Here is a 14,154-nt window from a genome sequence, read left to right on the forward strand (position 1 = left end):
TTACCTACAAGACCTACTACATCAAAATCCCCTAAGTCCCAATTTAGCATTACTGCAATTGATTATCCTACCGAAAACAAAAACCGTTCAAGCTGCTCAAAACCTACTAGAAAGTAGCAAAAGTCAACCAGAATTTAGACAAAAACTTGATTTAGTTGAAGCTATACTGGTAAACAAATTCCCTAACCTGAGTTTGGAGGAAATATTAAAAATGCTAAACCTAAAAACCGCTGATATTACTCAAAGCCGTTTTTATCGAGATGTTTTCCAATTAGGTATACAGGAGGGTAGACTTGAGGGTATACAGGAGGGTAGACTTGAGGGTATACAGGAGGGTAGACTTGAGGGTAGAGAGGAAGGCACACAGGAAGGGGAAGCGAAACTGATTATCCGTCAGTTAAAACGTCGTTTTGGAGTAATGACCCCAAATCAAGAAAGCCAAATTCGCGCTTTATCCGTTCCCATGCTTGAAGCATTAGGAGAAGTCCTCCTTGATTTTATCAACCCCACAGACATAGATACTTGGTTAAGTAACCAGGAGAATCTGAAGTGATCATCTACCTTGCTGAATTGAATAAGGATTTTAACCTGATCCAGGCGGGAAATTGATTTCTTCCTCCGAGGAAACTGCTGGCATCAGCGCTGAGGCGATAGCAATTTTTGCAAGAATTATGCTGAATAGACCTATTACCGTGCGGTGTAAGTGAATCAACCATTTTTAAGCCTTGTAAGCAATCAAATTTTCGTAGCTTTTAATGGTGATCTTATTGACGCTGTGTTGTACTAGAGCGATCGCTAAAACCAGGCATACTCATCTATACTTACCTTTTCTAAAAAAACTACTCATAGAGATCGCGTCAGTGCTGCTGCAAGCAGTTTGCTATCCTCGTTTGTGCGATTTTTGCAAGAGCGATAGCGAAGCTCTCCGTAGGAATCGCTTTCCTTTTGATTCACAAAATTCACTTACCATATTCTTGACATTAGGCTAATCTTAAAGCCTAAAATTATCAGTAGGTAATCCAGTTATATCAGTCTGGAGAGCAAATAAATCACCAGAATAGAAACTTTTCTGAATTTCTTCCTCATTTAAACCAACGGAAGCTGTGGTAATATAAAGTGTTTGCAAATCCTGACCACCAAAAGTACAACTTGTCGGACGTTGCACGGGTAAGGGTATCCGTAAGGTTTCCTCTCCCTGAGAATTAAAACGAATTACGCACCAACCATCCCACATTGCTGACCAGATATTCCCTTCACTATCTACAGTCAGACCGTCAGGATAAAAAGACTCACCGGCTAAGTCTACCAAAATATGGCGATCGCTAATTCTACCTGTTGCTGCTTCAAAGTTGTAAGCATATATCTTTTGTTGAGCAGAATCGGTTAAATAAAAAATATTTTCATCTGGACTCCACCCCAAACCATTGGCAATGGTTAATCCTGTTTCCATTAAATGCAATGAACCATCAGGATCATACCGATAAAGGCTACCCTGATTTTTACCTGGACACATAGAACCAAACCAGAAACGACCTTGGCGATCGCATTTACCGTCATTAAAGCGATTTTCTGTCATATCCGCTTCAATTGGTATAATTGGAGTTATTTCCCCTGTTTGAAGATGCAAAAATGCTAATCCATGGCGTTGTGCCATAATGAGTCTATCTTGACCTGCGATAGCAATCGAACCGACAACATCTCCCACATCAAAAAAAAGGTTCTGTCCAGTTGTGGGATCAAATTGATTTACTCTATGGTTATATATATCCACCCAATAAAGCAGACCTTTGGTTGAGTCCCAAACTGGTCCTTCTCCCAAACGAGAACGTGCTGCTAAAACATGATTAAGTTGGTATTTTTCAGATTTAAGCCAGTCCATCAAAATTTTCACCATTTCCAATTAAGAATCGAACTATTCACACTCCCCTGCTCTCAATTGAGATGATAACATCAAATATAATCAACTTATCACTGGGGAATAAATCCCCGGCTTAAAAGACATTCATACCCAAAAATTTTTGGGATTTTTAGGCATCAATTCCGGGGTTCTTAGCTCATCTTCTTATAAGTTAAATTATATGGCTGTAAGGCATTTAAGCACTGAGTTTCTAAATGAAATTACTCATCGGCTTGTGACTGCACTCGAACCAGAACAGATTTTTCTCTTCGGCTCCTATGCTTACGGTGAACCGACAGAGGATAGCGATGTTGACTTATTGGTGATAATATCAAAATCAGATGAACCTCGCTATCGTCGAGCGCGTCATGCATATAAGGCCTTGCGCGGTATTGGTATCCCAAAAGATATTCTGGTGATGACCCGCTCAGAAGTTGAACTCAAGGCTAGTGTAGCAAACTCACTAGTCAATCAGATAATCCGTCAAGGTAAACTCCTGTATGGATGATGCAAAATTTGCAGAAACTAGACAGTGGTTAATCAAGAGCCAGCGAGATTTAAAGGCCGCCTATGTGCTAATTAAAAATGAAGAATCTCTTTTGGATGCAGTTGTTTACCATTGTCAACAAGCTGCTGAAAAGGCATTAAAGGCTTATTTGACATATCAAGAGCGGGCAGTCAGAAAAACCCATGATTTGGATGTTTTGTTAGATATGTGTTCATTGTCTGAACCGGGTTTTCAGGATCTGAAAGATGTGGCTGATACCTTGACCCCTTATGCGACAGAATTCCGCTATCCAGGAGATGCGATTGAGCCGGAAAGATACGAAGCTGAGGAGGCGTTGGAGATGGCTGCTTCAGTTCTAGAATTTGTTATTCAAAAATTGCCAAGTGAATTTGAGAGTGAGTTTGGTAAAAAGTAATTCCTATGTTAATGGGAATTATGCCCGCTAACCCAAACATGATCGCCAAAACCAGCCAAGCTAATCTAAACTTCCTTTTCATTCACAAAAGTCACTTACGATATTCTTGACATTAGGCTAATAGACCTCTTGCACAATTGTTTCTGTGGTACGATAGGAGGTTTTAGGTTTTATGTATTTTTGGTGTTCTTTGCGATCGCAAAGAACACCATAGCCGTGTAACTCTAACTTTTATCTAAAATTAACACAAACCCCAATCATAACATAAAATTAATTTTGCCAGAGGTCTAATGTTAAAGCTTAGAATTATAAGAGAAAACTATTGTATTTGCAGTAACCGAAATACGGTTATTACTTGAGTGAGATACAAAAACCACAACTGTTACAAACCCTCAGTAGAACCCCCCGCAGCAGTGCTTATACAAATCCCTTATTTACCAAAATGTAAATAAGCATAGAAAAACAGATAAACTATTTTACCATATATTCGGTACTAGTTTTTAAAACTGTACCCACCATACATACCTTATCTAAACTTGCGCCATTTAACTTCACAGCATCTAATTCCGCACAAAGTAAATTCGCTCCATTTAAATCCGCTCCTGCTAAGTTTGCCCCTCGCAAATCAGCTTCTTCAAGATTCGCTTCATTCAGTAAAGCCCCTCGCAAATCTGCACCGCTTAAATCTGCACATTTGAGATTAGCCTCCGTTAAATTAGCACCTCGTAAATCTGCACATCGTAAATCACTACTTTGTAAATTTACACCCATCAAATTAGCGCCACTTAAAAAAGCACCAGCTAAAGACGCATCATTCAGGATTGCTCCCATCAAGTTACTACCCCTCAAATTGCTACCACGTAAATCTGCACCGGTCAAATCAGCTTGCATTAAATTTGCACCCATTAAATTCGCCCGCAAGTCAGTTTGTTGCAGATTTGCACCCATTAAGTTTGCTCCAGCAAAATGGCCACCCTCCAATTGAGAACCACTAAAGTTAGTCCCTACTAAATGCGCCCCTGTTAAATTTATCTTTCTTAGATCTAAGTAAGATAGATTCTCGTCCTCTAAATTTGCGCCAGCAAGTTGTTTATTGTTGCTAATCATCCGTAAATTCTCCCTGGTGTGCTGTATAATGAAATTTGTTCACTGCTTTTGCTGTGGCTATCCCAACGAGAATCAAGTAACCACAAACCGCCGCCGACTTTCGGTGTGATCACGGATAAATCAAGTCCCTGTTGTAAGCCCATGACTAATAAACTTAAGGTATCTACAAGTTTAGGATCAAAGCGGGTAGATTGTTGTTGCCGGCACTGATCTAAAGCTTGGGAAAATATTTCCCCTTCGCTTTTACCTAAGTATTTATACTGATTAACTTGTCTGATAAATTCTGCTGCTAGTGACAAAATTCGTGATTCTAAAGGAATATCATCACCGACTAAACCAGCAGGTTCACCTGTTCCATTCCACCATTCGGTTTGATGGGTGATAATTTGTGCTATTGCCCGTAATCGTGGCATAATTCGTAATGCTTGCGCTCCTGGTACGAGGGGACAAGCCAGAGGACAACTAGGTGCTTTTTCTAGATCAGATGTAGTTAAGTGACTGGGAGTAATCAGACTCTCAACGTTTTGCAGTGAACCTATGCGATGTAACAAAGCCGCAAGACGTAATCTTTTAATTTGCCATGCAGGTATATCTAACAATTGCCCCATTGTTTCTACTACAGATGCTACTTCCGTGGCTACACCATGGTGATTGATATCTGCTAAATCAATCAATTGCGCCATCCGTAAAAATGCTTGGATTTCATTAGATACCAAGTTACGATCTAGAGATTTTCGATGAGATGCTACGGGAATAGATAAGTTGTCCTGTCCTGTTTTCAGGTAATCAACAACACGGGCTACGACGGTGGCCACATCCGCCGATGAAGATATATGTGTATGAATTGCCTCTTTATATTGAGTAAGTTTCAGTGCTAATTCGGGATGATAGTCTTTGATATGCGCGATCGCTAATTCTGCGGTTTCCTGGACTAATTCCGGCTCAAATGTCCATAAACCGTAGAATTTCCGCTCTAAATCGGAAGTTGGCAAGCCCTCAATCCCATAATCATCTGGGGATAACTCTTGACAAATTACCATCGCTGTGTAGTCAGGTGATAAAATCATCAAATGCCATTCCTGAGCTACAGGATCATCTGTTGCCAACGCTACCAGATTAACATTACTTAACTGGCTAGTGGGATGTTCCGCAAAACCAGCGTCAGCAGCGGCCATAATGACAATTTGTTGGCTGTGTTGAGCGATATCTGCATATCTGACCGCTTCTTCTAGATACCATTTACCCTCTTGGAAAGCCGTAATTACCAAAGGAGCATTATTTCTAGTTAAAATATGGTCTTCTAAAGCATGACAGAGGGCAACCAAGGTATTCTTATAGTACACCCCAAAATGAATTGGGCGCGAACTATGGCGGTGGGAAGTTTCTAACTGTTGGAGAATTGAACCTTGTAACATGAAATTAGGGTTTTTTGAATTTTACTAGTCCGTATAGCGGTGATTAGAAATCACCTGAACTTAGATTGACACTAACTGCTTTTCTGGTATGGGTGCAGAAAGCGCCGTTTCCAAATCAGCGCGACCCAATTTGGCTTCTAAAATATTCATCACTTCCCGTCCAAAATCGTTGGGATTTTGTCGCCAAGCTTGTAAGCAGACTTCACCAAAGAAAGAACCCAGAGGTTCAGGATTCCATAAAAGCTTTTTAGCGGTCCAAGGCATTAAACTCATCGGATCATAACCCGGTTTGAGAATATCCTCTTTAAAAGCATATTCCTCTAAATGGGTGTGGGGTTGTAGTCCAATAAAGAAAATAGCGGGTTCAACTTTATCAACCCCAAAAATCTGTTCTAATTCCCTGTGATATGCTATAGTTTGCCGAATAGTTTCTGGACGTTCATCAATGACATTAAAGGAATAATTAACAGAAACTACATCATTGAAACCGGCAGCTTTTAAATCACGACAATTCTGCAAAACAGTTCGTAAATTGTAACCCATTCGCATTTTGCGGACAAGTTCTTGAGAACCGCTAGTAATACCGATTTCAAAATAATTCATACCTGTTTTTACCATCAACTCACACAATTGCGGTGTTAAGTTGTCGGCTCTAATGTATGCTGCCCAATGAATATCTGACATCCCGGAATCAACGATTTTCTGGAGTAATTCCACAGCATCATCAATAAATTTACGTGCAGGTATAAACTGAGCATCTGTGAACCAAAAATTACGGATACCACGATTGTATAATTGTCGGATTTCTGCCACAATTTCATCACTGGGATTAATGCGGACTTGTTTACCCTCAACTACAGTATAAACACAGTAACAGCAATTATGGGGACAACCGCGTTTAGTTTGCACACCAATGTAAAAATCTTGTTCTTGCAGGTAATAACTAAATTCCGGCCAAATAGTCTCAATGTAATCGTAATTACAAGCTGTTTTTTCTAGAGGTGTGGGTTGTTCATGAATTAAGCGTGGACGCGGTGCATTTTCTCCCACAACATAACAACGTTCATTGCGGAAATCTTCACCATTGAGCAGTTTTGTTAAAAGTGTTTCTCCCTCACCCACAGAAATAATTGTTCCCGTAGGTAAACTTTTACCCAACTGTTCATAGAATACACTCACAGCCCCACCACCCAAGACTACACGGGCTTGAGACTGATATTTTTGGGCGCGTTTTAAACCCCGTTTAACCAAACCGAGATTACGCCATAACTCTACATAATAAGCTATAAAAATTCTTAACCCGCCCAAAGCACCACGTAATTTGATGAATGGGTTTTTAGCGTAGTAAAATTCAAAAGCGTTTTGCAGAGGATTTCCGCCTCGTCCTCCTACTGGTGCGTAAATTTGAATATCTCGCCAAGAAAAGACTAATAGTGTGGGTTTAAATTCATCAATAGATCGGTCTAGAGCGGAAGTATAATCTACAGGTGGGATTGTACCTAAGTCAAAAATCCGCTGTTCTACACTGGGAAATAGTTTGTGAACATGATCTGAAAGATAGACAACCCCAATGGGAAAGATAGGGTTACAGGGAAGACGAACATAGAGAATTTTAGTTGGGTTCATACCGGGTTTAACTGCACTGCTTACCGTTGTTGAGGGAAAGATTAGTACCGTTCCAGCGGGAGTCAAGAGTCAAGAGTCAAAAGTTATATGACTTAATCAGGATTATCCTTGACATTGCAGTTATTTTGTGGTACACAAAAAACTGAAAACTGGACTGCATAAAATTTGCTTATTATAGAAGGCGGTTTATGAACAAAATTTTCATATACATTCACCATAACATTGAGTTGATGAATTGAGGAATGATTTGCCGTTGGGATTCATGGGAGATAGATGTCACAGATAAGTAGGTTGGCGTTAAAAATTGTCCTTATGACAAGGGAACAGGTTACAGGGAACGGGGAAGAGGTTTTGGGCAACTTTACTTTTCGTTACTTATGTCGGTTTTTTTCCGTTTACCTACTTGTTCACATTTAGCAAGGTGGTTAAAGATCAGGAAGTAACGGCTGAAATTCTTAGCTAAAAAGAATTGACGGCAGTTATACCCAAAAAAAAGCCATATTCTTATTTATGACGGATTTGATCAGCAAAAGATAGATTTATTTACAAAAATTTTAGAAACTAGATATAACTTTAGATATAAACAATGCAGAAAATAGCAGATGGTAGTCGCAGTTACAGTAACAGGGGATCATCCAGTGTTAGGTTGACATAACTAAAATAAAATTGTGGCGTAAATCAGCTTACCACCAGTTATGGCTCAGATATTAGATCCTCTACCACCGGAGCATTCGGGGAAAATTCTCTGCTGCTACGTTAATGCCACAAGTAAGATCCAGGTGGCTCGTATTACCAATATTCCTAACTGGTACTTTGAAAGGGTAGTATTCCCGGGACAAAGACTAGTGTTTGAAGTGCCTAGAGAGGCACAAATGGAAATTCACACAGGAATGATGGCCAGTGCTATTATATCAGATACCATTCCCTGCGATCGCCTCGTTGTCAATGAACTTAGTGGTGATGAAGAACAAAATAACTCATCCTTAGAAATAAATCTTACTAATAGTCATTCAGTGGGGTCGGAAATTAATAAAAAAAATGTAGATACTACAAAACCCTTGCAAATAGTTGAATAGACATCTGGAGGTAAAGATTCAGGAATTATACAATTGTCACAAAAAATATAATTTTTGTTGGTAGCCAGGGCTTAAACCTTAATTTTCTTCGTGTAGCGTCTCGAAGTGAGGACTAAAGTCCTCACTAAACCGTACTGCATTTAACCTGTATGATTATAGCGTCTCCAAGTCTAATCAAGTACAAAATTAGCGGCGTTTAGCTGCGTTTATTTGAGTTTAATTATTACTGCTTGTACCTCACTTAAATGGAAACTGCTATATAGCGGGCAAGACTTGTACTGAGATTGGCCGTTGTATACCCGTAGCATAACATCCAGCCAGATTAATCCTCAGGAAGCGTCAAGGTGTTTCTGGGAATGTTTGCACCCTACTATCAGGACTCAGGACAACTCGTATTTTTAGGCTTTGTCCAGATTTATTACTAGAAACAAAAGGTTTACCAATTTCGGGAATACCACTACTATCAATATATTGTCTGGCAGATGGATTTAAAGGTTCAATTCTTTCGATAGTTCCATCAACACCCAATGTTAAACTATATTCCAAAGTTTGATCTAGTCCAGTGGGAGGTTGCCAACGCTTATTTAGATATTCTCTCGCTTCTGCAATTTGAGGTGTATCAAATAAAGTCTTATTATTACTAGCTTGTGTTTCTGAAGTAGTTTTAGTTGCGGTTCTTAATCTGCTGACTAAATTATCATTATTTTTGGGTATAGAGTCCTGATTTTGAGTAGCAATTCCCACGGTATCCTGCTTTAATTCCATAATATCAGAGCTAGAAAGTGTGTTAGGACTATTGCTAAAACTCTCCTTGGTAATACTGACAATAGACGGAGGTGGTGTGTAAACACTGGAGGGAATTTTAGTAGAAGGTAAATTCTTTGGTTTTGTACTATTAATTACACTTTTAGCAGTAATACCCGGAGAGTTGCCTGGGGGATTAGGTACTGCCGGATAAGAAAAAGTATTAGGTGGTATAGTTAATGCAGGTTGAGGTGATGTTTTTGGTGCGGCTGGGATAGTTCCATTGGGAAAGGAAAGGGATGGTGAGAGTGTGGTAGAATTGATAGGTGGTGGGGTTAGCGGTGTTCCAGGTGTATTTAAGTTTATTGGTGGTATTGGCAGGGCGTTGCTAAAAGAAAGGGCAGGATCTTCAACTTGATCTTTTTCCGGGCTAGGATAGTTGTTTTTGGCTATTTTTTGCTGATTTTGTTGAATTTTTTGGGCATATTGCCAGGTAAATGGGGTTAAACTGGTAGCTACTACCAAAACTGCGGCTATGGGAACCCATTGAGGTAAACTGGGGCGAGTAGTTTCAGTGCTGATAGTTGGTAAGACCATCATATTAGATGAGCATTCATCTATTACCGTTGCCAAATCAAATAATTGTAGTAAACTTAATTCAATCACAGATCCAGATGTCTGGTTAGCAAGATCACCAAGAAACAGTTTATGAGTTAAATTATGACTAGGTTCTAAATAAACTTTTGCTTCGGGAGTTTGGTTGTCAAAGGTTGGTGGAGTCGGGGTGGAAAGGACAGATGTGAGAACATTTTGTGATTCCGGCTCTAATATTCTATTATCATGATCTGTATTTGATAAACTGTCACTCAAATCTGCGGCAGATGCTTGGATAATTTTTTGGACGTAACTGGTAACAGTATCACATAAAACTTCTAACTGCCGATTATCACCCTGAATCAGGATTTGAGAGTCTGCTGATAGTCCTGAGTGATCAAATTCTAGCCGAAAACTCAAATCTCTAATCACATTTCTTTCCGCCCAACGGGACAAAGATGAATTTTGCGCCCAAATTTCCAGGGTACAAGTGGGGGCGGTATAGCGACGAATGACGGAATTTGATGAAGACATAACAAATTGCGAAGGAAAAAATAGGGAATTTCGGATTTTAGGCTGAAAATCGAAAATTAAAGCTTATTTTGGGGAAATGTCTATTAGTGCTAACCATAAACGCCGGTGTCCACCAGCAGCACTATAAAAAAGTAAATTTATTAACAGTTTGAGAGCTAATTTCGTAAGTAAGTCTATTGAGGTTGTTACCTCTTCTTCCATACGCTCTTGGTAAGTATTACAAAAACCATCTATATAATCTCCTAATAAAGCCGTTTGGTGGGGTTTCTGGTTATTTGCTGTCATTTGTTCTAATAAACCTACAGCGCGGCGAATTAATTCTTGATGTTGTTTAGCAAGATAGCAAATAATTAGTACGAGCGATCGCGCTTCCTCGACATCTAACTTTTTCCGTCCCCCTTGGCCTTTGCGAAGAGGATTTGATTGACGTAATCGCCATAATGCCACCCGATCTGGTATTTTGGATTCTAAATTAAGACTAACTGCGGCAGATAGCATTGCTTCTGAACCAATACCAGTTAGGGTTTCTAGCGCCAGTAATGCCAAGTCTAACTGAGTTTTGATATTTTCCCATTGTATTGTACTTGGGGCTGGGATTTGGCTTAAATCCTCCCAAGGTGATTTTGCTATAGCGGAATTAGCGGTTGAGTGCATAACTTTTAGCATATTTTGTCAGTGGTCAGTGGTCAGTGGTCAGTTGTCCGTGGTCATTCAACATCTAAATAAATTATTATTTACTCCTGCTTCCCCTACTTCCCTTACCTCCTTTACTTCCCTTACCTTCCCTTCCCTACCTCCCCTGCTCCCTGTTTTATATATGGGCAATAGTAACACCACTACCACCGTCAGCTTGTTCGGCTGGTTCGTAGTGAGTAACTCTGGGGTGTTGTTGCAAAAAAGCGTGAACCCCTTGCTTGAGTTTACCAGTACCGTGTCCATGAATAATCCATAAGGGTCCTGGGGCTTCGGAAATGGCTTTGTCTAAGATATATTCAGCATCAGCTACTCTCTTTCCGCGCAAATCTACAGTATTTTTAGAGGTACGAATGGCTGGAACTGGTGGTGCTGGTACAATTACAGATGGGGTTGTTTTAGGTTTAACTACTGATTCTGGCTTTTGTCCATCTAGTGACTCTATATCTTGCAGTTGTACGGTCATTTTCATCAAACCAAAGCGTACGCTAAAATTGCCTTCAACGTCGGGAATTGTCAAAACTTCAGCAGTTTGACCTAATTTGGGAATCCGCACGCGATCGCCCACTTTAGGCATAAAACCAGGTTGAATTTTGGGTAGCGGTGCAGGTTCGTATTTTTGGGCAATTTGATTAATGCTGGCGGTGGCCTGTTGGGCATCTTGGGCGTTGGGTGTCCCTTTTTGTAAGCGACGGATAACTTGGGCAATTTCCCCTTTGGCTTGGCTAATTGCTTGTTGAACGGCGATTTCTTGAGAAGCACGTAGATCTTTTTCTCTGGCTTCCAAAGCAGCGGCTTTGTCAGAAACTTCTTTATACAAGCGTTCCGCTTGACGTAATAATTTTTGGGCTGCTGCGGCTTTGGTTTCCTGGCTACGGCGTTGGGCTTCTAAACCCGCAATAACTTGATTTACTTCATCCGTAGCTTCTCCGACTTGGGTTTTCGCTTCTGCTACCACTTCCGGCTTTAACCCTAACCGTAAAGCAATACTCAGGGCGTTGGAACGTCCGGGAATACCCCACAACAAACGATAAGTCGGTGACAGGGTAGTTTCGTCAAATTCTACGGACGCATTTTCAAAGCGAGGATCTTCGTATTTGAGTGCTTTAAGTTCGCCAAAGTGCGTACTAGCCATAGTTAATTGGGTATGATTAGCGAGATATTTGAGTAAAGCGATCGCTAACGCACTTCCCTCCGCCGGATCTGTACCTGCACCCACTTCATCAAGTAATACCAGAGATTGGTAATTAATTGCTAAGGGGGAAAAATCATTTTCACTGGGTTCTAATGCCTCTAAAATTCGACTAATGCGGCGAATATGTCCAGAAAAAGTAGATAAACTCTGTTGTAATGACTGTTCATCACCAATATCGGCTAAAATTTGCCTAAACCAAGGCATTTCCACCGGTTCACGGGCAGGAATAAATAAACCTACCTTGGCCATGACCGCTGCTAATCCCAAAGTTTTTAAAGTTACCGTTTTTCCCCCAGTATTTGGTCCTGTAATAGTGACTACCCGGATTTGAGGACTAATCAATAAATCTACTGGTACTACTGCATTTCCCTGTTCGTGCTGCTGTTGCCAAACTAACAACGGGTGGCGCAGATTCCGCAAGGTAATAATTTCATTTTCTTCAGGATTGACAAAGCGTGGCGGGTTAGCACCTATCCAGAAACTATAACGTGATTTTGCTACCGCTAGGTCTAAAGTGGTGACAATGGCTAATAATCTTTCTAAATCTGGTGTAACTTCTGCTACCTTTTCCGTCAAGGTTCGGCGAATTGCTTCCGCTTCAGTTTGTTCCTTTCTAATAATTTGACGTAGTTGATTACCCAATGGTACAACACTATTAGGTTCTATATATAGAGTTGCACCACTGGTAGAGGTATCGTGAACAATACCGGGAATTGCGTCCTTTTGCGGAGCTTTTACAGGTATAACAAAGCGATCGCCTCTTTGTGTAATTAACTGCTCTTGAACCGCTCCCGATTTTGCTTGGATAATATTTTGCAGTTTTTGGGTAATTTGGCTGCGAACTTTCCGCAATTCCCCCCGAATTTCTCCCATTTTCTGACTAGCACGGTCAGTAACTTGCCCACGTTCGTCAATACAACGGTGAATTTCCTGCTCTAATTCCGGGTAAGTCCGCAATTCTGAGACTAAATCGTTTAAAACCGGGATATTTTCCTGATTATCAATAACACGGCGTAAATTTCTTGCACCTGCTAGGGTAGTAGCGATCGCTAAAAGCTCCTCCCCTGGTAAAATACTTTGCAGTACAGCCCGTTCTAGGGAATCACCAATATCTTGTATACCCTCAAAAGATAATCCCGGATGTAAACGACTTTCCAATTCATAAACTTCTTTAGTTTGCGCTAATAACTGCTCACTTTCTGCCTGAGTTTCAGGAATGGGCAAGTTACGCGCAACTATAGACCCTAACTTAGTTGCCGCAAAGGTAGAAAGGTGCTGGCACAGTCGAGGCCACTCTAGTAATTCTAAGGTTTCAGATTGAATCAAGGTTTCAACAACTAATCTGAAATTATAGTAACAATTTTAGTTGCTGTCAGGCTAGATTTTCCAGGAGAAAATTTTTCTGGTTTTTTTGTTACAAAAATCGTAACATTGACTGGATTTTTCCATTTATCCTGGATAATTTGGGGAATACAGTCTCATATACCTTAGTGTCTACCAAGTTCACCAATGAACAGAAAACCATATCTGATAGCAGTTACAGGGCTTGCTGTCTTATCTGTACAGGCTCTAGGATCACCGAATGGGTTGGCTTTGACCCCAGCAAATCACTATTCTCAATCTATCATATCTCAAAATTCAGAAGAACAAACACGAATTAAAGTTTATCAAAAAGCCAGTCCCGCTGTAGTTTACATCAACACTGGTAAAACTTCTGGAAGTGGTTTTATCGTGAGTCGAGACGGATTAATTATTACCAATGCTCACGTTTTGCAAGATGCACCTGCAACCGTGACTGTAATTTTAGAAGACGGTAAACGACTTCCTGCTGACGTAATTGGCTTTGCTAAAAATGGTCTAGATTTAGCAGCCATTAAAATTCGTAATCAGAAGAATTTACCCACATTATCTTTAGCAAAATCAGCCCAAGTGGGACAGTCTGTATACGCTATTGGTAGTCCCTTTGGTTATGACAATCAAAATAATTTTACTGCTGGTGTTTTGAGCAATCTTGACGAACAAGATGGTATAATTAAACATGATGCTAGAATTAATCCTGGTAGTTCTGGTGGTCCACTTCTCAATTCCCAAGCCCAAGTTATTGGCGTAAATACTGCTATTCGACTTGATAGAAATGGCAGTAACAGTGGTATTAGTATTGCTATCCTGGTAAATAAAATCCAACCTTTCTTAACAGCAATTCGTCAGGGAAATATTTCCCGTTTACGGCGCTAATAGTCTGTTGAGAATTGAGATTAGTATAGGCTTCTAGTCTATTTATTTGCAAGGGCAGGCAGGATGCCCACCCCACAGAAATTAAATGTCCCTTTCCCAAATGAGGAGATTCTTG

The 14,154-nt window shown here is 40.3% G+C and carries 12 protein-coding genes; 5 read left to right on the forward strand and 7 right to left on the reverse strand.

Annotated elements, in window-relative coordinates:
- On the forward strand, positions 1-553 hold a 553-nt coding region (locus ACIR131C_RS0109530), incomplete at its 5' end, for a DUF4351 domain-containing protein (protein WP_028090008.1).
- Positions 554-991: 438 nt separating this feature from the next.
- On the opposite strand, the gene ACIR131C_RS0109535 is transcribed toward ACIR131C_RS0109530, so the two are convergent.
- Positions 992-1,879, reverse strand: a complete 888-nt coding sequence (locus ACIR131C_RS0109535; RefSeq protein WP_028090009.1) for an SMP-30/gluconolactonase/LRE family protein — start codon at positions 1,877-1,879, stop codon at positions 992-994.
- A gap of 199 nt (positions 1,880-2,078) precedes the next feature.
- Between ACIR131C_RS0109535 and ACIR131C_RS0109540 the strand changes: the two genes are divergently transcribed.
- Both ACIR131C_RS0109540 and ACIR131C_RS0109545 read left to right on the forward strand, forming a co-directional pair.
- A complete protein-coding gene (locus ACIR131C_RS0109540) occupies positions 2,079-2,405 on the forward strand; it encodes a nucleotidyltransferase domain-containing protein (protein WP_028084329.1) in 327 nt (108 codons plus the stop codon).
- Complete coding sequence (locus ACIR131C_RS0109545; protein ID WP_028084328.1) at positions 2,398-2,820, forward strand: HEPN domain-containing protein; 423 nt, start codon at positions 2,398-2,400, stop codon at positions 2,818-2,820. The genes ACIR131C_RS0109540 and ACIR131C_RS0109545 overlap by 8 nt, the downstream gene beginning before the upstream one ends.
- 471 nt (positions 2,821-3,291) lie before the next feature.
- Here the strand turns inward: ACIR131C_RS0109545 and ACIR131C_RS0109550 are convergent, their stop codons facing one another.
- Genes ACIR131C_RS0109550 through ACIR131C_RS0109560 form a run of 3 tightly spaced genes read right to left on the reverse strand, consistent with a single transcriptional unit; the run spans position 3,292 to position 6,968 of the window.
- The gene (locus ACIR131C_RS0109550; protein WP_028090010.1) at positions 3,292-3,927 is read right to left on the reverse strand and encodes a pentapeptide repeat-containing protein; all 636 of its coding nucleotides are present in this window, start codon (positions 3,925-3,927) and stop codon (positions 3,292-3,294) included.
- A complete protein-coding gene (locus ACIR131C_RS0109555; RefSeq protein WP_028090011.1) occupies positions 3,924-5,342 on the reverse strand; it encodes a DICT sensory domain-containing protein in 1,419 nt (472 codons plus the stop codon). The genes ACIR131C_RS0109550 and ACIR131C_RS0109555 overlap by 4 nt, the downstream gene beginning before the upstream one ends.
- A 60-nt stretch (positions 5,343-5,402) precedes the next feature.
- Complete coding sequence (locus ACIR131C_RS0109560; protein WP_028090012.1) at positions 5,403-6,968, reverse strand: photosystem II high light acclimation radical SAM protein; 1,566 nt, start codon at positions 6,966-6,968, stop codon at positions 5,403-5,405.
- 695 nt (positions 6,969-7,663) lie between these two features.
- On the opposite strand from ACIR131C_RS0109560, the gene ACIR131C_RS0109565 reads away from it, so the two are divergent.
- Complete coding sequence (locus ACIR131C_RS0109565; protein WP_028090013.1) at positions 7,664-8,044, forward strand: DUF1830 domain-containing protein; 381 nt, start codon at positions 7,664-7,666, stop codon at positions 8,042-8,044.
- A 339-nt stretch (positions 8,045-8,383) separates the two neighbouring features.
- Here ACIR131C_RS0109565 and ACIR131C_RS0109570 read toward each other — a convergent pair whose 3' ends face one another.
- The 3 genes from ACIR131C_RS0109570 to ACIR131C_RS0109580 form a co-directional block, all read right to left on the reverse strand.
- Complete coding sequence (locus ACIR131C_RS0109570) at positions 8,384-9,916, reverse strand: DUF4335 domain-containing protein (RefSeq protein ID WP_028090014.1); 1,533 nt, start codon at positions 9,914-9,916, stop codon at positions 8,384-8,386.
- 63 nt (positions 9,917-9,979) lie between these two features.
- On the reverse strand, positions 9,980-10,582 hold the full coding sequence (locus ACIR131C_RS0109575) for a DUF3038 domain-containing protein (protein WP_028090015.1): 603 nt from the start codon (positions 10,580-10,582) through the stop codon (positions 9,980-9,982).
- Between the two features lie 145 nt (positions 10,583-10,727).
- Positions 10,728-13,130: an endonuclease MutS2 gene (locus ACIR131C_RS0109580; RefSeq protein WP_028090016.1), complete on the reverse strand. Its 2,403-nt coding sequence runs from the start codon at positions 13,128-13,130 to the stop codon at positions 10,728-10,730.
- Between the two features lie 183 nt (positions 13,131-13,313).
- On the opposite strand from ACIR131C_RS0109580, the gene ACIR131C_RS22350 reads away from it, so the two are divergent.
- Positions 13,314-14,039 (forward strand): S1C family serine protease, encoded by a 726-nt coding sequence (locus ACIR131C_RS22350; RefSeq protein WP_035371758.1) that lies wholly within the window; start codon positions 13,314-13,316, stop codon positions 14,037-14,039.
- Positions 14,040-14,154 lie beyond the last annotated feature (115 nt).

The sequence above is a fragment of the Dolichospermum circinale AWQC131C genome (assembly GCF_000426905.1).
GTDB classification, from domain to species: Bacteria; Cyanobacteriota; Cyanobacteriia; order Cyanobacteriales; family Nostocaceae; genus Dolichospermum; species Dolichospermum circinale.

Excerpts from the sequence above, each read along its gene's own strand:
- ACIR131C_RS0109535 (WP_028090009.1), bottom strand. The coding sequence starts at position 1,879 with ATGGACTGGCTTAAATCTGAAAAATACCAACTTAATCATGTTTTAGCA.
- ACIR131C_RS0109540 (WP_028084329.1), top strand. The coding sequence starts at position 2,079 with ATGGCTGTAAGGCATTTAAGCACTGAGTTTCTAAATGAAATTACTCAT.
- ACIR131C_RS0109545 (WP_028084328.1), top strand. The coding sequence starts at position 2,398 with ATGGATGATGCAAAATTTGCAGAAACTAGACAGTGGTTAATCAAGAGC.
- ACIR131C_RS0109550 (WP_028090010.1), bottom strand. The coding sequence starts at position 3,927 with ATGATTAGCAACAATAAACAACTTGCTGGCGCAAATTTAGAGGACGAG.
- ACIR131C_RS0109555 (WP_028090011.1), bottom strand. The coding sequence starts at position 5,342 with ATGTTACAAGGTTCAATTCTCCAACAGTTAGAAACTTCCCACCGCCAT.
- ACIR131C_RS0109560 (WP_028090012.1), bottom strand. The coding sequence starts at position 6,968 with ATGAACCCAACTAAAATTCTCTATGTTCGTCTTCCCTGTAACCCTATC.
- ACIR131C_RS0109565 (WP_028090013.1), top strand. The coding sequence starts at position 7,664 with ATGGCTCAGATATTAGATCCTCTACCACCGGAGCATTCGGGGAAAATT.
- ACIR131C_RS0109570 (WP_028090014.1), bottom strand. The coding sequence starts at position 9,916 with ATGTCTTCATCAAATTCCGTCATTCGTCGCTATACCGCCCCCACTTGT.
- ACIR131C_RS0109575 (WP_028090015.1), bottom strand. The coding sequence starts at position 10,582 with ATGCTAAAAGTTATGCACTCAACCGCTAATTCCGCTATAGCAAAATCA.
- ACIR131C_RS22350 (WP_035371758.1), top strand. The coding sequence starts at position 13,314 with ATGAACAGAAAACCATATCTGATAGCAGTTACAGGGCTTGCTGTCTTA.